Raw genomic sequence first — 20,257 nt, 5'->3', positions numbered from 1 at the left:
CAGTGTTTTTTTCAAGAGTTCAATTTGCTTCATTAACTTGTTAATTTTGCTTTCACTTAGGTGGATGCTGGGTCTTTAAAGTTGATTACATCCGTTTTTTTGATTTCATTTACTACATTTAGTTTTTAATTAATTGGATGCCATATAAATCATACTACAAAGGCAAGACTATCCTGATAACCGGAGGAGCAGGGGCAATTGGAAGAAATCTGGCAGAAACGTTGAGCTTGCTTCATGCAAAAAAAGTAATACTGCTTGATAATCTTTCTTCAGCTTATTCTTGGAATATTCCAAATAAACAAAATATACTTTTTGTAAAAGGAGATATTCGCAACGACGATGATTTAAAACGAGTCTTTCATCACAAACCAACTATAGTGTTTCATTTGGCTGCTTTTTTTGCAAATCAAAACTCGGTTGATTATCCATTGCGCAGTGATGAAGTAAATAGCAATGGAATAGTAAGGCTTTTGGAATACTGCATACTTGTTGGAAATATTGAGCGTTTTGTTTACACCAATTCTGAAGGAGGGGCTTATGGAAACAATTGTAAACTACCTTATAAAGAAAATGAAATTTCGTACAATTTAGGCTCTCCCTACTATGTTTCGAAAATGGCAGGTGAAGCATACTGTAATTTCTATCATTCCTATTATGCCTTGCCGGTGAGCATCGTGCGCTTATTTAATTCCTATGGACCAGGCGAGGTTCCCGGTCAATACCGAAATGTAATTCCCAATTTTATTTATTGGGCTATGAAAAAGCAAGCGCTGCCATTAACCGGAAATAAAAATATTGCACGTGATTTTGTGTATGTTGAGGATACAGTAAAAGGCATTTTGAGCGCCGGTTTTTTCACCGAAGCAATTGGAATTCCCATTAATATTGCAACCGGCATAGCAACTAATATTTATGAACTGGCCGATTTAATAAATACAAAAACAAATAATCCGGCCGGTGTAACTATTCTCAATCAACGGAAATGGGATAGTCGCGAAAAAATTGTGGGAAGCAATGAAAGATGCAAGGAAATATTAAAATTTGCGCCCTCTGCACAAGTCGAAATAGGCATTCAAAAAAATATTCAATGGTTTGAGACCAGTTGGGATGTGATTCAAAAAAGCGCTGAATTCCTACCTGGGTTAAATCCTGCGCTTGACGTATGATAAGCTTTTTGAAAAATGTGAGTGCATTATTTTTTACCTTCTTGTTATGCGCCTGTTTAAAGATCGAGAAACCTAATAGCATCAGCTGTGATGCGGAACAGTCGCTTGATACAAAATTAAAAGGGGTATCATCTTCAAATCGTTTTGCTTCCGATTTAATGGATGGGGCATACCTGAAATCAAAAGAACGGGCAAAATCAGGAATTTATGCTATTAAATTAACGCCACAAAATCCGTATGGCTTTACGTATCAAATTAACAATGTAAAAGCCGGGGAACATTTTAAAGTTTCGGTATGGAGGCATCGTTCAAATTCAAACGGTTCTTTAGTGGTAAGCGCCCCTAATGTAAATGATTTATTTATTGCTCAAAGCATATCCAATGGCAACTTATCCGGCAATTGGGAGGAATTATGTTTTGATTTTTTTGTTCCATCTCTTGCGAATGCCCAGGATATTAAGGTATTTGCATGGAGTAATGACACCGTTAATCCAATTTTTTTCGATGACCTGTGTATTGAATATTTATCGGAAAAGCCTCCAAAAATAACTGCGCCGCAGTTTGTATTTATTGATAAGCGGGATAATAAAAAGTATTCTGTGGTAAAAATTGGTAAAGATTGGTGGATGGCGGAAAATTTAAATTTTGCACTAAATGCTTCCTGTCGCTGCTACGATGACGCACCCCAAAACTGCACTAAATATGGTCGCCTATATGATTTCAATGCCGCCCTTAAAGCCTGCCCTGCAGGATGGAGACTGCCAACAGACGAAGACTGGAAAAACCTGGAAAGAAGTCTTGGGATGAAGGAAAACGAATTAGATAAATATGGTTGGAGAGTTCTAAACGAAACACAAAAATTAATGGAATTTGGAAGCAGTGGTTTTAAGGGTTATTTGACAGGTACTTTTGATAAAAAATTCTATTATTTATTTGTCTCCTCCTATTATTGGACTGCCTCTCAAACAAACGATTCAAGCGCTTGGTGTCGAGAAATTTCAAATCGCTTAACTATTGGAAGATTCAAGGATAATAAACGCATGCTCTTTTCGGTGAGATGCATACTTAACACAAACGGAAATTAAAAGTTGCTTTGTAAAAAATTCACAATCCTTTCTGCCGACTTGCCATCTCCGTATGGATTAAGCATGACCTGTTCATTGGAATTTAGCACCTGATTAAATTTAACAATCAAATCATCTGATGCATTTTGAGCTAAGATGGAATAACCCAGTTCTAAAGATTCTAAACGTTCGGTTGTATCCCTTATGACTATTACCGGTAACGAAAAACTGCACGCTTCTTCCTGAATGCCACCTGAATCTGTAATAATAAGTTTTGAAATGCTATAAAGGCGATACATTTCTGATAATGGGAGGGGTGGCGAAATAAAAATTGAAGGGTAGCTGTCAAAATCATTTGTTGCCAATTCATTCCTAACAAAAGGCGTTTTATGGGCTATCCAAATAAAATTTAAACTTGGATGTGTTTCAGCTAACAGTTTAATGGTTTTAACTAAATCATGGAAATTCCCATTTTGATTTTCCCTTCTGTGGCAGGTAATCAAAATTGTATTTCTAATTCCTTCAGTCGTATTTCTGTGCTTGCGCTTCATAAGTTCAATTGTATCCACAACCGTATTGCCGCTGAGGTAGATGTGCTCACTTTTCACACCTTCCTGAAGCAAATTCTTTACAGCACCTTCAGTGGGAGCAAAATGAATGCTGCTGGATAGGCTGATTATTCTTCTGAAATACTCTTCCGGAAAAGGACTTTTAATAGTATGGGTGCGCAACCCGGCTTCCACATGAGCAAATGGAATTTCATTTATAAAAGCACAAAAGGCAGCACATGCACAAGTGGTTGTATCGCCTTGAGCCACAATCATTTTTATTTTTGTGTTCTCTTGAACAGCATATACAATTTCCTGTAATGCTGTTAACATTGCGGAAAAGGAAAGGCCAATTGAATTTCGTTCGTTCGATAGTGGAATACGTAAATCCGGCTTAAAATCAAATTCTTCAAATAAACCTTGCGTTAATTCAACATGTTGCCCGGTGAAAATAGACAGATATTGCTTTTCTAAACCTTGTTTTTTTAGCTCAATAAAAATAGGAATCAGCTTTATTAACTCAGGCCGTGTACCAAATACTATTAATGTTTTATTCATTCAAGGGTAGTAGTTGCGCATAGAATTGAATCATTTTCTTAGCCGTGCTGTCGCTGTGATAATGTGCATAACTCAAAGCTCGGGCATTTTTTGATAGCGACTTACACAAATCAGGAGATTTTATGCAACGCACAATTTGTGCAGCAAAATCTTCGGGAGTATCGGCAATTAGCATATCTTTTCCGTTTTCGTAAGCTATTCCTTGCGCTCCAATCGTAGTAGATATGATTGTTTTTCCCAAAGCCAAACCTTCAATAATTTTGGCGCGAATGCCACTTCCCGACCAAAGAGGAACAATGAGAATGAGTTTATCCTCTTGAAACTGCAATGGCTGTTGAATTTCGCCCAGTATTTCAATAAACTTGGATTGATAAGAAAAATTAGCTTGTGGCATATTTCTTCCGGAAAGCGAAATCTGTATTGCAGGATCTTGAGAGGTGAGCAAAGGCAATACCTCTTTTAAAAACCATGTTACTGCTTCTTCATTGGGTAACCAATCCATAGCTCCTAAATGATAAACCACTGGCGGCACTAAAAATTGTTTTTCAAAATCATAGCTTTTCAGTTTTTCATAGTCATATCCCATTGGTATTATTTGAACAGGACATGTTCCTGAAAAAGATTCAAAATGTTGCGCATCTTCTTTTGTTAATGCAAGTATCCCATCAAGCTCTTGCCTAATACTTTGCTCGTATTTTCGAAGTCGGGAATTTGCAATGTTTAATAGAAATTTTTTAACCGGATGCACCAGGTTTTTTAAGTATCGTTCCCAAATAATGTATTCAATATTTTGAGGACGTAAAATAATTTTTGCTTTTGAATATTTCCTGAGTACCGGTAGGTATTTACATAGATATAAATGCTCTAGTTGAATTATATCATACTCTTGAGTTTGCAAAACGGTAGCTAACTTTTTAGAAAAATCGGCTGAAATAAAGCGCTCTATAAAATAGGATTCGCGGCGAAATAAATTTAAAAAAAATGCCAGAGGTTTAATACGGGTATCTACTTTCACCGCTTCAAAATCACATGCATTCACATACTCTTTTGGCAGCAAGCTAATATCAATAAAATTGCGTGTGGGATTTATAGCGAGCACTTTTAAATCAGCTTTATTGGCTAATAGACCCATGGTAGTATAATGCATTACCTGCGCCCCTCCGTCATTGGCGGGCACAGGCATTTTATGACAAAGCTGAAGTACTTTCAATTCCTTTGTCTTTTAATATTAATTCCGAAAGTTGAACAGCAGCGGAATAACTACCCTGGGAATTCAAGTGAACACCGTCAAAAAAGTCGGAGTCCTCAAAATTAAATTCAAAGCAACGCAATTTGTGGGCAGCAGCTAGTGCTTCAATGCATGAATTAAATTCTGTTATTTGAGTATTCATGGCAAAATTATAAGGATAAAATACTTGCTGCGTAAAACGCGGAATTTTTAACAGTATAATATTATTATTCACCGCAAGAAGCCTAAGTTTTACAATCAATTGTGAATAAGCAATTTTAAATTCTTCCTCACTTATCTTAGACTTGATATCATTTGTGCCTATCATAACCGTTATCAGGCTGGGGTAATTTTGCTTGTAATTGCTGAGTTCCGGATTTATCGATCTTAGCAAATCCATCGTGGTAAACCCGTTTGTAGAATGATTTATAACATGCCAGCTTTTCTTTAGTTTTTGTTCCAATAAATTTCCACAAAGCTCCGGATAGGCTAAATAACTCCTTGCTCCGAAGGTAATACTGTCGCCAAATGCCAATAAGGTTTCCCAATTCATAAAAAAAAGGGGTTACAAAGGCCCTCAATGCAAATCTATTAATTTATTTTTAGGAAAGTGGCCACATAAAGCGGGCTACAATTAGGTGTGAAACAGGTATTCTCATGTAAAGCAAGCAATTAATTTTAAGGGAACACTGTAAATTTTTTCAAAAATAAAATAGGTGTTGAAAAGTTTTTGAGGCAATTTTTTCGCCAAAATCCCTTACTTTTATCTTATTAAACTAAAAAAGTAAAATCATGAATGCATTTATGAACGAAGAATTACCCATGGTTGCGGTAAAAAGAAAAAACATCCAATCAGTTATGGATTACTGCTTGGAGAATGAAGTGGAGTTTACCGTAAAACCTAAGACTGTTGGTGTAGATGAATGGAAAATTGAAGTAAACATCACCAATGTAAAAAAGGCCATTCATTTTGGAATGTTTTTGAAAGAAATTAAAAGCGAAATCGTTGGCCTTCCTTACACATCACCTATTGTGAAAGAACCAAAGAAAATCGAAATAAAAGATACAGTTAAGGAAACTATCAAGGAAGTAAAAGAAAAGGCAGCACCTGCTGCATCAGCCGATAGCTCAAATATTTTTGCCTTCGAGCCTGAAAATACGCTGGCAAATTAAAACGTAAAGTACTGCAGGAGAAATTAAACCTTTTCCTGCAGTTTATTACTCTTTACCTTTTTTACTGCTTTTACAAAACTCACAAACAAAGGGTGTGGATTGGCAACAGTACTCTTATATTCAGGGTGAAACTGCACACCAACAAACCAAGGATGATTTTCCAATTCCACTATCTCCACTAATTCTCCTTCCGGATTCATTCCCGATGCCTTCATTCCGGCTTTTTCAAAGTCAATCAAATATTTATTGTTAAACTCATAACGATGACGGTGACGCTCTGATATCAGCGGTTTTTGATAGATAGTGGATGCGATGGTATTTTCCTTAATAGCACAATCATAAGCTCCCAAACGCATGGTGCCCCCTTTTTTAGTAACCTTTTTCTGGCTTTCCAATAAGTGAATTACCGGATAGGGAGTAGTTTTATTCATTTCGGTGGAATGTGCATCTGTATAACCCAACACATTGCGGGCAAATTCGATAACGGCACATTGCATTCCCAAACAAATACCTAAAAAAGGAATTTTATTTTCGCGGGCAAATTTAATGGCACTTACTTTTCCCTCAATGCCACGTTCTCCAAAACCGGGGGCTACCAAAATGCCTTTTAAACCCTTAAGTTTTTTAGCCACATTTTTATCGTCGATGTCTTCGGAATGAATCCATGTTACATTTACCTTGCAATCATTGGCTACTCCGGCATGAATAAACGCTTCGGCAATAGATTTATAGGCATCTTTTAATTCGATGTATTTTCCAATCAAACCAATAGAAACAACCGAGGTAGGGTTCTTTAAACTGAAAAGAAATTTTTTCCAATCATCCAATTTGGGTTCAAGAATATCCGGAAGACCAAGTTTATTTAATACCACTTTGTCTAATTCTTCCTCCTGCATCAAAACCGGAACATTGTAAATGCTATCGGTATCAATACTTTCAATTACCGCATTTGGCGCCACATTGCAAAATAGGGCTACCTTTCGTCGGATGTCTTTATTTAATTCACGCTCTGTGCGGCAAACTAAAATATCGGGTTGAACGCCGTATTCTAATAATGCTTTAACGGAGTGTTGCGTTGGTTTTGTTTTTAATTCTCCGGCTGCAGCCAGATAAGGCACTAGGGTGAGATGAATCACCAAACATTCATTGCCCAATTCCCATTTTAACTGACGCACTGCTTCAATGTAGGGCAAAGATTCAATGTCGCCAACTGTTCCACCAATTTCGGTAATCACAAAATCAAATTGACCGTCTTTCCCTAAATGGCGAATACGTTCTTTTATTTCATCGGTGATGTGGGGAATTACCTGAACAGTTTTTCCTAAAAAAACGCCTTGTCTTTCTTTGTCTATAACCGATTGGTAAATTCTACCGGTAGTAACATTGTTTGCTTGTGAAGTAGGAACATTTAAAAATCGCTCGTAGTGTCCCAAATCAAGATCCGTTTCGGCGCCATCGTCGGTTACAAAGCATTCCCCATGTTCATAAGGATTTAAAGTACCCGGATCTATATTAATGTAAGGATCTAATTTTTGAATGGTTACTGAATAGCCTCTGGCTTGCAATAACTTAGCTAAGGATGCCGAAATAATTCCTTTACCCAATGATGAAGTAACTCCCCCCGTGACAAATATGTATTTTGTAGGTGACATAAGATTTTATCGGTAAAAGCGCTGGTTTGTTATTCGCGGATACGGATGGGCAAAAGTAGAATTTTTTTTAGGAAAATGGAGTAGTAAATGCGATTGTTTACAAAAAAAATTCATGGATTAAAAATTCTTTTTTAAAACTAGCGGTCCGACCACTAGTGGTCGGACCACTTTTGCGAAAAATAAACTATTTTCGCAAACACAAATTTCTAACCTATGAAAAAAATAGCGCTACTCTCAACACTTATTCTTGCTTATGCACTCAACGCAAAAGCACAAAATGTTCCTTCCTATGTTCCAACAACCGGCCTTATTGGATGGTGGACACTTAATGGAAATGCTGCAGATAGCAGCGGGAATTCAAATAATGGAACAGTAAACGGTGCCAGTTTAACCGCCGATCGTAACGGAAATGCTAATAGTGCATATAGTTTTAACGGAACAAGTAATTACATAGCCCTTCCTAACGGCTTATCAAATAACCTCTCTGCCGGAAAAGTGAGCGCTGCTGCTTGGGTATATTTCGCCAGCAATGCAACCTGGGCAAGTGTTATTAAGAATTGGGGCAGCGTTAGCAAGGGTGCTTACCATTTAGGTTTAAGCGATGCTTCTCAAAAGCTAAATATTCAAGTTGCGCAGGCCAACACTACAGCAGTTGCTGTTACTGCAACTGCTGTTACTTCCTTAAACGCCTGGCACCATGTTGCCTTTACTGCGGATGGTTCGCTGGTTCATTTATATCAAGATGGAGTGGAAGTGGGAACAGCAGCGACCTATAATGGAACCTTGTTGACTAGTTTCATGTATACAAATATTGGTGCAAAACCCAGCACTACAAACATTCCGGCTAATTTTGCGGGCTATTTGGATGGAAAAATCGACAACATCGGTTTGTGGAGCGAAGCGCTCACATCTCAGCAAATTAATGATCTTTTTAACGAAGGACAACCCGCTGGATTGAACAAACGAACGAACGCAACCGATATTAGTATTTATCCCAATCCTGCAAAAGCAGATGTATTCATAAATTTAAATCAGCCGGTAAGCCATGCGGAGTATGTATTGTATGATGCTTTGGGAAATGAAATTTTTCAAAATCATATTTCAAGTCCAACTTTTCAACTTTCTTTGAATGACTTACCAAAAGGAATGTATTTCCTCGAAATCCGCAACAACGCGCGCATCATTCGCAAAAAGCTAAGCAAGGAGTAAGTTAAGAATGCAGCTTTTTAAACACAATAGGCACATAGCTCACATAGTTTTCAAATAAAAGGAAATAGCATTTTACTAATTAACTGCAAATCAATGAATCGGCTAATCAGCTTATCGGCTAATCAGCTAATCAGCTAATCAGCTAATCAACATATCAGCGTTCTATTATTTATTTTGCAAGCATTCTTAAGTATTTGAACAAAAATCGCTAACACCCATTTGATTTTTAAATTTATTTGGTATATTTGCGCCTCATTTTCAAAAATTACATAAAGAGACAACATGTATTTAACATCAGAAATTAAAAAAGACATTTTTAAAAAACACGGCAAAACTGAAACCAATACTGGTTTATCCGAAGGACAGGTTGCATTGTTTACTCACCGTATTAACCATTTGACGGAGCATTTGAAATCAAACAAAAAAGATTTTAGCACCCAAAAATCCCTAATTGCTTTGGTTGGAAAAAGAAGAAGCATGTTGGATTATTTAAAAAATACCGACATCGAACGCTACAGAGCAATCATCAAAAAACTAGATTTAAGGAAATAATCAACTCATTTCTTTTAAAAAAGGCAGTCCTTGGATTGCCTTTTTTACTATCTACTAGATTGGTAAATAAAAGGACTGCGTGCAAATTAGATCACCGATCAAGGTGTTTTAGAGCATCCCACCCCAAACCAATCCATTCAACAAGTAAGATTAAAGTAAATTAATATAAATCGCGGCAAGCTTAAAGATGAAACTTGCAGCACAAAACAAAAACAAATATGTCACCGACAGGAATAACAAAAACAATTGATTTAGGAGATGGAAGAAGCATCAGCCTTGAAACAGGTAAACTTGCAAAACAAGCCGATGCCTCAGTAGTAGTAAGAATGGGAAACACCATGTTGCTTGCAACAGTAGTTTCAAAAAAAGAAGCAGGAGAAAATGTAGATTTTTTACCGCTTTCAGTTGATTACCAAGAAAAATACGCATCTGTAGGGCGTTTCCCGGGTGGATTTTTTAAGCGCGAAGCAAAATTATCCGATTATGAAGTATTGATTTCAAGATTAGTTGACCGTGCCTTACGTCCTTTATTCCCCGATAATTACCATGCCGATACACAAGTGATGATTAGCTTGATTTCGGCCGATAAAAATATTTTACCCGATGCTTTGGCAGCACTAGCAGCTTCTGCAGCACTTACCATTTCTGATATTCCATTTAATGGCCCCATTGCCGAAGTGCGTGTTGCCCGTATTGATGGAAAATTTATTGTGAATCCTTTAGTTTCTGAATTGGCTACTGCCGATATGGATATTATTGTTGCCGCTTCAGCCAAAGACATCAACATGGTGGAAGGCGAAATGAAAGAATGCAGTGAGGCCGATATGTTGGAAGCCATTAAAATAGCACACAACTACATTAAAATTTTGTGTAAAGGACAGGAAGAATTTGCTGCTATGGCAAAAGCTCCTGCAAAACGCGAATATGTACACGAAAAACATAACCTAGAGTTAAAGGACGCCATTGCAAAAGCTTGCTACGATAAAATTTATGCAGTAGCTAAAGCAGGAAACGCTAATAAAAATGTGCGTAAAGAATTGTTTACCGCCATTAAAAACGAATTCGTTGCAACACTTTCTGAAGAGCAACAAAAAGCGGAAGCATTCCTTATCTCAAAATATTTTCACGATGTTGAAAAGGATGCCGTTCGTGCAAGTGTTTTAAACGAGCGTACCCGTTTGGATGGTCGTAAATTAGACCAAATTCGCCCAATTTGGAGCGAGGTGGATTATTTACCATCTGCACACGGTTCGGCTGTATTTACACGTGGTGAAACACAATCTTTGACCTCTGTAACCTTGGGTACTAAAATGGATGAGCAAATTATTGACGGTGCCATGATAAATGGTAAAAACAATTTCTTGTTACATTATAACTTCCCCGGATTTTCAACTGGTGAAGTAAAACCAAATAGAGGTGTTGGACGACGTGAAGTTGGTCACGGTAACTTGGCTATGCGTGGTATTAAACAAGTATTACCTCAAGATAATCCTTACACCTTGCGGGTTGTTTCTGATATTTTGGAATCTAACGGTTCTTCCTCCATGGCAACTGTTTGTGCAGGTACCTTGGCTCTGATGGATGCAGGGGTGCAATTAACCCGCCCTGTTTCGGGAATTGCTATGGGCTTGATTACGGATAATACTGGCAAATATGCTGTGCTTTCCGATATTTTGGGTGATGAAGATCATTTAGGGGATATGGATTTTAAAGTGGTGGGTTCTGATAAAGGAATCACTGCTTGTCAAATGGATATTAAAGTGGATGGCTTAAGTTACGAAGTGCTTTCTCAAGCGCTTGAACAAGCAAAAGCAGGACGCATGCACATTTTAGGTGAAATGAAAAAAACCTTGGCTGCGCCGCGTGAAGATTACAAACCACATGCTCCACGTATTGTGAAGATTACCATTCCTAAAGAATTTATCGGTGCGATTATCGGGCCCGGTGGTAAAATTATTCAGGAAATGCAACGCGAAACCAATACCATCATTACCATCGAAGAAATCGACAATCAAGGATTCGTGCAAGTATCGAGCGATAACAAAGAGAATATCGACAAAGCCATGGCTAAAATCCGTGCAATTGTTGCTATTCCGGAAGTGGGAGAGACCTATGAAGGAAAAATTAAATCCATTCTTGCTTTTGGTGCTTTTGTTGAATTTATGCCGGGTAAAGATGGTTTATTACACATCTCCGAAGTAGATCACAAACGACTCGACAGTTTAGAAGGAGTTTTAAAAGAAGGCGAAAAAATTCAAGTGAAATTAATTGGAACTGACCCAAAAACAGGGAAGTTTAAATTATCGCGCAAAGCCTTATTACCTAAGCCCGAAAAGCAAGCTGAACAACAAGCTTAATATAATTATTCATCCACATAAAAGCCCCGCAAATTAAATTTTGCGGGGCTTTTTAATATTCATTATTTAGGGTAATTTACCTGCTTTTCAGGATTTTAGTTATCTCTCAAAATAGTTTGCGTTCTATCCGGGCCAACCGATACAATGGTAATTGGAATTTCCAAATGATGTTCGAGGTAAGAGATATATGAAAATAATTCCGGTGGCATATCTTCTAAAGTTGTTACTCCTGTTAGGTCTTTTTGCCAACCTGGAAGCTGCTCATAAACAGGGGTTAAATTATCAGTTGAATAATCGTAAGGTAAGTAATCTATTTTTTTTCCGCTGAGTTCGTAATGGGTGCAAATTTTTATATGTTCAAAATCATTGAGCACATCAGCTTTCATCATAATTAACTCAGTTACGCCGTTAATCATAATAGCATATTTTAGAGCAGGCAAATCCAACCAACCGCATCTGCGGGGCCGTCCGGTGGTGCTGCCAAATTCATTACCTACTTTGCGCAGTTTTTCGCCATCGGCATCGTTTAATTCAGTAGGGAAGGGGCCACTTCCAACACGGGTACAATACGCTTTAAAAATTCCATACACCCTCCCAATTTTATTGGGAGCAATTCCCAAACCGGTGCAGGCTCCGGCACAAATGGTGCTTGAAGAGGTAACAAAAGGATAAGAGCCAAAATCAATGTCCAACAAAGAGCCTTGTGCTCCTTCGGCCAAAATCGATTTTTCGTTTTTTAAAGCATCGCTGCAATAGTGCTCTGTATCAATAAAAGTAAGAGTTTTTAACAATTCAATCCCTTCCCAGAAGGCCGGTTCGAGTTCTTCTAATTTATAGCTATAATTATAAAATGCTAATAATTGTTGGTGCTTTTCAACCAGGTGGCGGTATTTGGTTTTAAACTCAGGACCATTGATATCGCCCACACGCAAACCGTTTCTACCGGTTTTATCCATATAAGTAGGACCAATACCCTTTAATGTACTTCCAATCTTAGAAGCCCCCTTAGCTGCTTCAGACGCAGCATCAAGCAAACGATGTGTTGGGATAATTAAATGTGCGCGATTCGATACGAGCAAGTTCTTTTTTACATCCACACCTAACTTAATCAAAGCATCAATTTCTTTTTTTAGGATAACGGGATCTATAACCACCCCATTCCCGATAAGGTTCATGGAATTGCTTCTGAAAATGCCCGACGGAATGGTATGCAACACATGCTTTATCCCATTAAATTCGAGGGTATGTCCCGCATTTGGTCCACCCTGAAATCGTCCAATGATGTCGTAATTAGGTGTGAGTACATCCACTATTTTACCCTTGCCTTCATCACCCCACTGAAGACCCAATAACACATCCACTTTCATATTTGTAATTTGAAATTATGCAAGAAATTTTGTGCAAGTTTAACCAGAAGATTAGTTCTTTGGTACACCTGTTGAAAAAAAATTAAAGTCTTTTTTCAATCATTTCAACTGCTTTCTTATTTGTATCGGTAATGGTAAAAACAGTATTGAGTTTAGTAACCACTAGCAGTTCTTTAATTTTAGCGGATACCTCAGTTACCAGCGCTTCTCCACCATGATTTCGGGCTTTGCTCAATATGCTGATGAGTAAATTTAGCCCGGTACTGTTCATGTATTTTAATTCGCTGAGGTTAAGCACAAAGGTATTTCTATTTAGGCTTATCAGTTCATCTACTTTGGTCACCAATTCAGTAGCATCGCTACGTTCCATGAGGTCGCCCATTAAGTAAAGGATGGCCACATTTTTTTCTTCTTCTAGTTTAAATGAAAATCGCATGCCTTAGTTTTTTAGATTTTTAAAATGCTCACACTTTCCGGAATTAGCCAAGGCAGTGCATTTGCCGTAAAAATTTAAAGAATGATGGGTAATTGTAAAATTCAACAATTGTTCTGTCATATTCTGAATTTGTTGTATGCGCGGATCACAAAACTCAAATACTTTATCACAATCCGAACAAATCAAATGATCGTGTTGACGGTACTTATATGATTTCTCAAACTGTGCCAGATTTTTTCCAAACTGATGCTTCACAACCAATTTGCAATCCAGCAACAATTCAATGGTGTTATACAAAGTAGCTCTACTTACCCGATACTTTTTATTCTTCATGTGCAAGTAAAGCGACTCAATGTTAAAATGCCCTTCGTTCGAATAAATCTCATCCAAAATGGCAAATCGTTCCGGCGTTTTCCTATGGCTCTGTCTTTCGAGGTATTCCGAAAATAATTGCTTTACTGCTTGCCGCGTATCCACATTCATAATTTATTTCAAAAGTAGTATTTTTTGGTTAACGGAATTGTGTCCTATTTTAAATTGACACTTGTATGCTTTTTTTTTTTTTTTTTTTTTTTTCCTTCCCCACCTCTTTTTTTTTCCCCCCCCCCCAACCCCCTTTTCTTTTTTTTTTCTTTTTTTCTTTTTTTTTTTTTTTTTTTCCCCATTTTTTTTTTTTTCCTTTTTAATTACAATTTTTTTTTTTTTTTTTTTTTCTTTTTTTTTTTTTTTTTTTTTTTTTTTTTTTTTTTTTTTTTTTTTTTTTTTTTCCCCCCTTTTTGCCTTTTCCTTTTCCCTGGGGGAGCTACAAAAATTTTTTTCTTTTTTTTGTGTTTTAAATTTTAAAAGGGGGGGTAAAAAGAAAAAATTTTCTAACGCACCACCAAATCCGCCAAATCTGCTTCCACAGATGTTGCAACAGCTCCCGAAATTCTTCCGACTTCCTGTCCACCTTTTAATAAAATAATGGTTGGCAGCTCGCTTACCATATACTCGCTTTCAAAACCTTGAGGAGATTTCTTATCCCTGTCTAAAAAATACAATAATGCTCTGCCGTGGTTAATTTTGCCTCGTCCAATACTTTGTAAAACTGAGGAATAAGCGTTTGTGTGGCAGCGCTCCAAGTCCCTCCAAAAACAATAAAACTAACATCAGGGCCAATTTTTGATAACACTTTAATGGCGGATGAATTGCATATGTAATTACTATAATTTACAGAAAACCATGCAAAGTGCTGATTGCTTTGTAAAAGCCTAACATTTACTCTCCCAATCAATAATGCAGGATCGCGTTCATCTTGGGCAATACCAGTTGTGTATCCCAAAAGTGCAAAAATCAAAAGGCAGCGTAAAGTATATCTTTTCATAATCGAAAGTATTTTAAAACTTCTAAAATTAATTATTCCTCCCTCAATAAAAAAGCAAGAACTGCATTTTAATTTTCATGCACATGCCTTTGTATTCAATCCATTCGATTTTATATGATCTTCACATGAAATTTGTAATATTATGTGGGTTAATCCGCACCCATCCGCATAACCCGCGTTATCCGCGTTCTATTGTCTCTCTATGCATTAATTGTACTATTTTTTAAAGCAGCTCAATTTTATTTGTAATTCGTAATTGCCTTTATATATCTTTACCCTATTGAAAACTTCCTAAAAAATTATCACTATGGATTATTCAAAATTAAAAAGACGCCCGCCCTTTCCGTTCGAAACGATTGCGGTAGCGGTTTCTTTTTCACCCCGTTTAGAAGCAGTTTTGTGTGAGGCAAAGCGCATTGCCAATTTGTTTGGCGCTCAACTCGTATTGCTGCACGTTGGCGATAAAACTCCCGAAAAGGAAGAGTTGCTTGACAGTCAAATAAAAAAGGCCGGAATCGATAAAAATAAAAGCCGACTCATTTGGATGGATGGCGAACCTATTGATACCATTCTGAAATTGTGCAAGCTCAACATTGTTGATTTGTTGGTGTTGGGTGCCATCGAAAAGGAAAATCTTTTTCGCTTTTATGTAGGCTCTGTTGCACGCACCATTAGCCGACGCGCTAAATGTTCGGTATTACTGCTTACCCAACCTTCTGTGCACCCCAAGCGCTTTAAAAAAATTGTAGTGAACGGTGTCGATAATCCTAAAACGCAGCATACTGTAAAAACCGTGCTATATATCAGCAAGCATGAAAAACTTTCGGAATTTACGATTGTTCAAGAAGATGATTTACCAGTACTTTCTATGACCATTGCCGAAAGCAGCACCGCTCCTGAAGCTACAAAAATTAAGAAGGAAATGATGCAAGAAGAGAACATCAAACTTCAAAAAATAGTGGATTCGCTTGATAAAGAAAATATAAATGTAAATGTAAAAACGGTGCACGGTAAACCGGGTTATGCCATTAGCCAATACGCCAAACAAAAGGATGCCGATTTACTTGTTTTTAATTCACCCGATACACATCTCGGAATATTTGACCGTATCTTTACCCATGATATAGAATATGCCCTTGCCAATTTACCTTGTAACCTCCTGATAGTGCACTCACGCGTATAGCTTTTATGGGCAAACTTTCTCATCACGAATTTATCATTCTTTTAATTTCAATGGCCATTATGCTCATTTTGAGCAGAGTGTTAGGTGAATTCGGTCGTAAATTAAAATTTCCGATTGTTATGGGCGAAATCATTGCGGGAATTTTGTTGGGGCCAACGGTGTTGGGATTAATTTCTCCGGATACTTTTAACCATTATTTCCCGGCAATAGGTAGCGTAAGCATCGCACTCGACGGAATAGCAAAAATATCGGTGGTCATGATGCTTTTTGTTACCGGTATGGAAGTACAGTTGCCTATTGTCTTAAAGCAAGGTAAGGCCGCAATTTATACCAGCACAATGGGTATGATAATTCCTTTTGCAAGTGGTTTTTTTGTTGCTTTTTATTTTCCATATCTCTTTGGAGTTTATGATGAGAACTACCGCTTGCTCTTTGCTTTATTTTTAGGAACCGCCTTGTCCATTTCAGCATTGCCTGTAATATCCAGGATTTTGATAGATATGAATATGTTTAAGACCAAAATTGGAACCATAATAATTGCTTCGGCAATGTTTAATGATTTAATTGGATGGCTTATTTTCTCGTTCATATTAGGTATGCTTAACACCAGTACCGGTGAGGCGCAAAGCGTTTGGTTGACCTTGGCCTATATTGCCGGTTTTGGATTGTTCATGCTTACAATCGGTAAAATTATTATTGATAAAAGCCTGCCATGGATGCAAAAAAAATTATCCTGGCCGGGTGGTATTTTATCCATTTCGTTAGGCATTTGTTTTTTATGCGGCGCTTTCACTGAAAGTATTGGATTGCACGCAATTTTGGGAGCTTTTATTGCAGGTATCGCATTTGGCGATTCGGTGCATTTGAACGAAAAAGCCCGCGAAATTATACATCAATTTGTAACCAATATTTTTGCTCCTTTTTTCTTTGTTAGCATTGGATTAAAAGTAAATTTTGTCACCAATTTTGAATTGGAATTAGTGCTCATTATTTTGGTCTTGGCATACATCGGTAAAGTGGTTGGAGCGAGTTTAGGTGCCTATTTGGGGGGCTTTTCCAAAAACGAATCGCTGGCAGTTGGTTTTGGAATGAATGCACGCGGTGCCATGGAAATTATTTTAGGTACTTTGGCTTTAAATGCCGGCTTAATTAATACCAAAATATTTGTTGCATTAGTGGTGATGGCACTAATTACCAGCCTTACCAGTGGACCGTTAATAAACTACTTTGTAGGTAAAGAGGGTATTGCTAAAAAGCAAATGAAGTTATTTTAATTTTTTTTGGATGCTTACTTTGGGTTTTAATAACACCTTTTTTTTTTAAATTTTACACGGTATTAGATTTACAAGAATGCTTAAACTAAAACTTCCTACCGATCCGCGATGGGTAACAATAGTGGAATCAAACATCGATGAGATTCTAACCGATCATGCTTTTTGTGAGCAAAAGGCAGCCACCAATGCAATCAGCCTTATTGTAAATTTTCCGGAATGTAGCGATTTGGTGGATGCTATGATAGAACTGGCAAAAGAGGAACTGACTCATTTTGAAATGGTGCATGAAAAAATTCGTGCACGAGGCAAAGTTTTAGGCAGGGAGCGAAGAGACGAATATGTAAATGAATTGTATTCCTTTGTGCGGAAAGGATTTAAAAGAGAAATTGTATTGGTTGATCGCTTGCTTTTTTCAGCCATGATTGAAGCCCGCAGCTGTGAACGATTTAGAGTGTTAAGCGAAAATATAAAAGATCCCGAATTGGCCACTTTTTACCACGAGCTGATGATTAGCGAAGCCAATCATTATACCATGTTCATCAAGTTTGCAAAACAATATGCCAATGGTGAAGATGTGGATAAGCGCTGGAACGAATACCTCGAATACGAAGCTACTGTTATTGCGAAATACGGAAAGCGCGAAACGGTTCACGGATAATTTAATTTGCGAAAAATGAAGTACGTTAGAATGCCCATCGAGATTGAATCTCCCGAACAAATGGGTTATGCTGCACTCCAATGCAACCTGACCGAAAGCTCTGTTTCGGATGCCCTATTTCGCGACATTCAATTTGATTTAAAGGACTTGGTTTTTTGTTATGGACATCATATGGGAAAGCCTGAGTTACGGACATTGATTGCAAGCGAATACCCAACTTTTAACGCCCACCATGTATTGCTCACTTCCGGCGCTGCAACAGCACTTTTTATTATCAATACCAGCTTGCTTGAACCGGGAGATGAACTATTGGTGATGCATCCCAATTACGGAACAAATATCGAAACGCCGCGGGCCATGGGCTGTACCGTTAATTTTATTGAACTTGAACTGGAAAACAATTTCCGAATTAATATCCAAAAAATAAAGGCTCAACTAACTTCTAAAACAAAACTCATTAGTGTTACAACCCCGCACAACCCAACAGGAATGATGCTAACGGAGGAGGAGTTAAAACAATTAGTAACACTTGCCGAAGAACGTAATTGTTATTTATTGGTAGATGAAACCTATCGCGATATTCCATTTGGAAAACCCAATGTGCTGGCAGCAAGTTTAAGTAAACAGGTTATTTCGGTTTCATCCGTATCAAAAGCTTATGGTTTGCCCGGCTTGCGAATAGGCTGGCTAATTACACAAAACGAAGCGTTGATGGAATTGTTTTTGGCGGCGAAGGAACAAATTTCAATTTGTAATTCAGTGGTGGATGAAGAGATGACATTTCAGTTTTTGCAACAGAAGCAGGCTCATGTGGCACGTATAACAAATCATGTGAATACTAATTTTGCTATACTTTCCAATTGGTTATCAGGACAAAGTAATTTCGATTTCGTGCTTCCACAAGGTGGAGTGGTATGCTTTCCGCGATTGAAAGAAAATATTGATCCTGAAAAATTTTATGCCACTTTAAATAAAAAGTACTCCACCTATTTAGGCCCCGGACATTGGTTCGAAATGGATAAGCAGTATATGCGCATAGGCTTTGGTTGGCCTGCTGCCGAGGAATTGACTAAAGGCTTAGCGAATATTAGTAAAACGCTTAAAGAAATCTGAGCCCCATTACTTTATCCATTTGTTTTCTCAATTTAACTTCGTCCGACTTAGGAAAACTGAGTGCCATGGTGCATTCATTTTGAATTTGCTTATCCAATATGCTCACATTTTTTTGCTTCGCAATTTTCATGATTTCATTTAGTTCGGAAAAGTAAAAGCTAATGTGTACTGTTTCCATAGGTGTTTTTGTAATGATTTCGGAATTTTTTATTGCTTCCGCAGCAGCTGTTTTATAGGCATGTATCAATCCACTTGCGCCCAACAAGGTTCCGCCAAAATAGCGCACTACTATTATTAAAATATCACTCAGCTCATTCGAGCGTATTTGCCCGTGAATGGGTTTTCCTGCTGTTCCTGAAGGTTCACCATCATCATTTATTCGATAATTGCTTGTTTCACCACCTATTTGATATGCATAACAATAATGTCGTGCTTTTATATATTTCTTTTTTACAAAATCAAGTTGGTTTTTTAATTCCGATTCCGAACTAAACGGAAAAGCACATCCAATAAACTTACTGCCTTTTTCAGTATACACCCCTTCAGCCGCTGCAGCAATGCTTAAATAAGAAAAATCATCCTGCATCCTTCACAGCTTCAATAAAATTAGCAATCCATAAAAACTAAGCAATTCCACAATTTCAGTAAGTCAACAACTCAATAAATCACCAACTCACCAACTCACCAACTCAACAAATCTGCATTCCTATCCACCCCCTACCCCCGCCAGCGGGGGATACATAATCAGTTATTAAACTCAACAACTCAACAAATCTGCGTGCCTATCCACCCCCTAGCCTCGCCAGCGAGGGATACAAAAATCGGCTAACCAGCTAACCAGCTAACCAGCTAATCGGCTAATCAGCTAATCAACTAATCAGCTAATCAATACTCAATCTTATCCGTTTTGTTTTTCCACAAATCAAATGCTTCTTGCGCTTCGTTTCGCATTACTTGAATAAACTGTAACTCTCGATATTGAATAGGTTTGGCAATTTCTTTATAAATAAAATCATCGTCAAATTGGATAGCGGCTGCATCTTCTTTGGTATTGGCATAATACACTCTAGATGGGCGTGCCCAATAAATTGCGCCTAAGCACATGGGGCAAGGTTCGCAACTGGTATATATTTCGCAATTAGTGAGTTGAAAGGTTCCAAGCACCTTGCAGGCCTCACGAATCGCAACCACTTCAGCATGGGCCGTGGGGTCATTGTTATGGGTTACTTGATTATATCCACGTGCAATTATTTTCCCGTCTTTCACTACTACTGCACCAAAAGGGCCGCCATTATTAACTTTTACGTTATTTACCGAAAGGTCAATTGCCTCTTGCATGTAATTTTCTACTACCAT

Annotated in this window: 21 protein-coding genes; 10 read left to right on the top strand and 11 right to left on the bottom strand. The window is 37.7% G+C overall.

Annotated features, from left to right (window positions below):
- Nucleotides 1-137 precede the first annotated feature (137 nt).
- Complete coding sequence (locus tag IPP32_11105; protein MBL0048629.1) at nucleotides 138-1,166, top strand: NAD-dependent epimerase/dehydratase family protein; 1,029 nt, start codon at nucleotides 138-140, stop codon at nucleotides 1,164-1,166.
- A complete protein-coding gene (locus IPP32_11100; GenBank protein ID MBL0048628.1) occupies nucleotides 1,163-2,251 on the top strand; it encodes a hypothetical protein in 1,089 nt (362 codons plus the stop codon). Before IPP32_11105 ends, IPP32_11100 begins: the two co-directional genes overlap by 4 nt.
- Here the strand turns inward: IPP32_11100 and wecB are convergent.
- Genes wecB through IPP32_11085 form a run of 3 tightly spaced genes read right to left on the bottom strand, consistent with a single transcriptional unit; the run spans nucleotide 2,248 to nucleotide 5,117 of the window.
- Nucleotides 2,248-3,336 (bottom strand): UDP-N-acetylglucosamine 2-epimerase (non-hydrolyzing), encoded by a 1,089-nt coding sequence (gene wecB / locus IPP32_11095; GenBank protein MBL0048627.1) that lies wholly within the window; start codon nucleotides 3,334-3,336, stop codon nucleotides 2,248-2,250. The two genes, IPP32_11100 and wecB, sit on opposite strands and share 4 nt — an antisense overlap.
- Complete coding sequence (locus IPP32_11090) at nucleotides 3,329-4,546, bottom strand: glycosyltransferase (protein ID MBL0048626.1); 1,218 nt, start codon at nucleotides 4,544-4,546, stop codon at nucleotides 3,329-3,331. The genes wecB and IPP32_11090 overlap by 8 nt, the downstream gene beginning before the upstream one ends.
- The gene (locus IPP32_11085) at nucleotides 4,521-5,117 is read right to left on the bottom strand and encodes an SGNH/GDSL hydrolase family protein (protein ID MBL0048625.1); all 597 of its coding nucleotides are present in this window, start codon (nucleotides 5,115-5,117) and stop codon (nucleotides 4,521-4,523) included. The genes IPP32_11090 and IPP32_11085 overlap by 26 nt, the downstream gene beginning before the upstream one ends.
- Before the next feature lie 239 nt (nucleotides 5,118-5,356).
- Here IPP32_11085 and IPP32_11080 point away from each other — a divergent pair, with 239 nt between their 5' ends.
- Complete coding sequence (locus tag IPP32_11080; protein ID MBL0048624.1) at nucleotides 5,357-5,737, top strand: hypothetical protein; 381 nt, start codon at nucleotides 5,357-5,359, stop codon at nucleotides 5,735-5,737.
- A gap of 23 nt (nucleotides 5,738-5,760) precedes the next feature.
- Here IPP32_11080 and IPP32_11075 read toward each other — a convergent pair whose 3' ends face one another.
- On the bottom strand, nucleotides 5,761-7,389 hold the full coding sequence (locus IPP32_11075) for a CTP synthase (protein ID MBL0048623.1): 1,629 nt from the start codon (nucleotides 7,387-7,389) through the stop codon (nucleotides 5,761-5,763).
- 213 nt (nucleotides 7,390-7,602) lie between these two features.
- On the opposite strand from IPP32_11075, the gene IPP32_11070 reads away from it, so the two are divergent.
- From IPP32_11070 to pnp, 3 genes are all read left to right on the top strand, one after another.
- Nucleotides 7,603-8,598 carry a T9SS type A sorting domain-containing protein gene (locus IPP32_11070; GenBank protein MBL0048622.1) on the top strand — a complete coding sequence of 332 codons (996 nt, stop codon included), beginning with the start codon at nucleotides 7,603-7,605 and terminating at the stop codon, nucleotides 8,596-8,598.
- Between the two features lie 282 nt (nucleotides 8,599-8,880).
- Nucleotides 8,881-9,150 carry a 30S ribosomal protein S15 gene (rpsO, locus tag IPP32_11065; GenBank protein ID MBL0048621.1) on the top strand — a complete coding sequence of 90 codons (270 nt, stop codon included), beginning with the start codon at nucleotides 8,881-8,883 and terminating at the stop codon, nucleotides 9,148-9,150.
- Nucleotides 9,151-9,368: 218 nt separating this feature from the next.
- Nucleotides 9,369-11,507 carry a polyribonucleotide nucleotidyltransferase gene (gene pnp, locus IPP32_11060; GenBank protein ID MBL0048620.1) on the top strand — a complete coding sequence of 713 codons (2,139 nt, stop codon included), beginning with the start codon at nucleotides 9,369-9,371 and terminating at the stop codon, nucleotides 11,505-11,507.
- Nucleotides 11,508-11,602: 95 nt separating this feature from the next.
- Here the strand turns inward: pnp and IPP32_11055 are convergent, their stop codons facing one another.
- The 5 genes from IPP32_11055 to IPP32_11035 form a co-directional block, all read right to left on the bottom strand.
- A complete protein-coding gene (locus IPP32_11055) occupies nucleotides 11,603-12,874 on the bottom strand; it encodes an adenylosuccinate synthase (GenBank protein MBL0048619.1) in 1,272 nt (423 codons plus the stop codon).
- Between the two features lie 82 nt (nucleotides 12,875-12,956).
- Entirely contained in the window at nucleotides 12,957-13,310 is a 354-nt protein-coding gene (locus tag IPP32_11050) for an STAS domain-containing protein (GenBank protein MBL0048618.1), read from the bottom strand.
- Between the two features lie 3 nt (nucleotides 13,311-13,313).
- Nucleotides 13,314-13,793, bottom strand: a complete 480-nt coding sequence (locus IPP32_11045) for a transcriptional repressor (protein MBL0048617.1) — start codon at nucleotides 13,791-13,793, stop codon at nucleotides 13,314-13,316.
- Nucleotides 13,794-13,837: 44 nt separating this feature from the next.
- Nucleotides 13,838-13,975 (bottom strand): hypothetical protein, encoded by a 138-nt coding sequence (locus IPP32_11040; GenBank protein MBL0048616.1) that lies wholly within the window; start codon nucleotides 13,973-13,975, stop codon nucleotides 13,838-13,840.
- Between the two features lie 362 nt (nucleotides 13,976-14,337).
- Nucleotides 14,338-14,673 (bottom strand): hypothetical protein, encoded by a 336-nt coding sequence (locus IPP32_11035; protein MBL0048615.1) that lies wholly within the window; start codon nucleotides 14,671-14,673, stop codon nucleotides 14,338-14,340.
- 307 nt (nucleotides 14,674-14,980) lie between these two features.
- Between IPP32_11035 and IPP32_11030 the strand changes: the two genes are divergently transcribed.
- From IPP32_11030 to IPP32_11015, 4 genes are all read left to right on the top strand, one after another.
- Nucleotides 14,981-15,856 carry a universal stress protein gene (locus IPP32_11030; protein MBL0048614.1) on the top strand — a complete coding sequence of 292 codons (876 nt, stop codon included), beginning with the start codon at nucleotides 14,981-14,983 and terminating at the stop codon, nucleotides 15,854-15,856.
- Between the two features lie 5 nt (nucleotides 15,857-15,861).
- Entirely contained in the window at nucleotides 15,862-17,130 is a 1,269-nt protein-coding gene (locus tag IPP32_11025; protein ID MBL0048613.1) for a cation:proton antiporter, read from the top strand.
- Nucleotides 17,131-17,206: 76 nt separating this feature from the next.
- On the top strand, nucleotides 17,207-17,788 hold the full coding sequence (locus tag IPP32_11020; GenBank protein MBL0048612.1) for a tRNA-(ms[2]io[6]A)-hydroxylase: 582 nt from the start codon (nucleotides 17,207-17,209) through the stop codon (nucleotides 17,786-17,788).
- A gap of 15 nt (nucleotides 17,789-17,803) precedes the next feature.
- Nucleotides 17,804-18,901 carry a pyridoxal phosphate-dependent aminotransferase gene (locus IPP32_11015; protein MBL0048611.1) on the top strand — a complete coding sequence of 366 codons (1,098 nt, stop codon included), beginning with the start codon at nucleotides 17,804-17,806 and terminating at the stop codon, nucleotides 18,899-18,901.
- Here the strand turns inward: IPP32_11015 and IPP32_11010 are convergent.
- On the bottom strand, nucleotides 18,888-19,487 hold the full coding sequence (locus IPP32_11010; protein ID MBL0048610.1) for a YigZ family protein: 600 nt from the start codon (nucleotides 19,485-19,487) through the stop codon (nucleotides 18,888-18,890). The genes IPP32_11015 and IPP32_11010 overlap by 14 nt on opposite strands.
- 299 nt (nucleotides 19,488-19,786) lie before the next feature.
- Nucleotides 19,787-20,257, bottom strand: coding sequence for a nucleoside deaminase (locus IPP32_11005; protein MBL0048609.1), 471 nt, complete (start codon nucleotides 20,255-20,257; stop codon nucleotides 19,787-19,789).

The organism is Bacteroidota bacterium (assembly GCA_016721765.1).
Classification (GTDB): domain Bacteria; phylum Bacteroidota; class Bacteroidia; order UBA4408; family UBA4408; genus UBA4408.
This window is presented reverse-complemented; position numbering and strand designations above follow the sequence as displayed.

Bases quoted from the DNA above. Each gene is read 5' to 3' on its own strand.
- IPP32_11005 (MBL0048609.1), bottom strand. From the start codon at position 20,257: ATGGTAGTAGAAAATTACATGCAAGAGGCAATTGACCTTTCGGTAAAT.
- IPP32_11055 (MBL0048619.1), bottom strand. From the start codon at position 12,874: ATGAAAGTGGATGTGTTATTGGGTCTTCAGTGGGGTGATGAAGGCAAG.
- wecB (MBL0048627.1), bottom strand. From the start codon at position 3,336: ATGAATAAAACATTAATAGTATTTGGTACACGGCCTGAGTTAATAAAG.
- IPP32_11040 (MBL0048616.1), bottom strand. From the start codon at position 13,975: ATGGGGAAAAAAAAAAAAAAAAAAAGAAAAAAAGAAAAAAAAAAGAAA.
- IPP32_11105 (MBL0048629.1), top strand. From the start codon at position 138: ATGCCATATAAATCATACTACAAAGGCAAGACTATCCTGATAACCGGA.
- IPP32_11020 (MBL0048612.1), top strand. From the start codon at position 17,207: ATGCTTAAACTAAAACTTCCTACCGATCCGCGATGGGTAACAATAGTG.
- IPP32_11100 (MBL0048628.1), top strand. From the start codon at position 1,163: ATGATAAGCTTTTTGAAAAATGTGAGTGCATTATTTTTTACCTTCTTG.
- IPP32_11070 (MBL0048622.1), top strand. From the start codon at position 7,603: ATGAAAAAAATAGCGCTACTCTCAACACTTATTCTTGCTTATGCACTC.
- IPP32_11050 (MBL0048618.1), bottom strand. From the start codon at position 13,310: ATGCGATTTTCATTTAAACTAGAAGAAGAAAAAAATGTGGCCATCCTT.
- pnp (MBL0048620.1), top strand. From the start codon at position 9,369: ATGTCACCGACAGGAATAACAAAAACAATTGATTTAGGAGATGGAAGA.
- rpsO (MBL0048621.1), top strand. From the start codon at position 8,881: ATGTATTTAACATCAGAAATTAAAAAAGACATTTTTAAAAAACACGGC.
- IPP32_11085 (MBL0048625.1), bottom strand. From the start codon at position 5,117: ATGAATTGGGAAACCTTATTGGCATTTGGCGACAGTATTACCTTCGGA.
- IPP32_11025 (MBL0048613.1), top strand. From the start codon at position 15,862: ATGGGCAAACTTTCTCATCACGAATTTATCATTCTTTTAATTTCAATG.
- IPP32_11045 (MBL0048617.1), bottom strand. From the start codon at position 13,793: ATGAATGTGGATACGCGGCAAGCAGTAAAGCAATTATTTTCGGAATAC.
- IPP32_11075 (MBL0048623.1), bottom strand. From the start codon at position 7,389: ATGTCACCTACAAAATACATATTTGTCACGGGGGGAGTTACTTCATCA.
- IPP32_11080 (MBL0048624.1), top strand. From the start codon at position 5,357: ATGAATGCATTTATGAACGAAGAATTACCCATGGTTGCGGTAAAAAGA.
- IPP32_11030 (MBL0048614.1), top strand. From the start codon at position 14,981: ATGGATTATTCAAAATTAAAAAGACGCCCGCCCTTTCCGTTCGAAACG.
- IPP32_11015 (MBL0048611.1), top strand. From the start codon at position 17,804: ATGAAGTACGTTAGAATGCCCATCGAGATTGAATCTCCCGAACAAATG.
- IPP32_11035 (MBL0048615.1), bottom strand. From the start codon at position 14,673: ATGAAAAGATATACTTTACGCTGCCTTTTGATTTTTGCACTTTTGGGA.
- IPP32_11010 (MBL0048610.1), bottom strand. From the start codon at position 19,487: ATGCAGGATGATTTTTCTTATTTAAGCATTGCTGCAGCGGCTGAAGGG.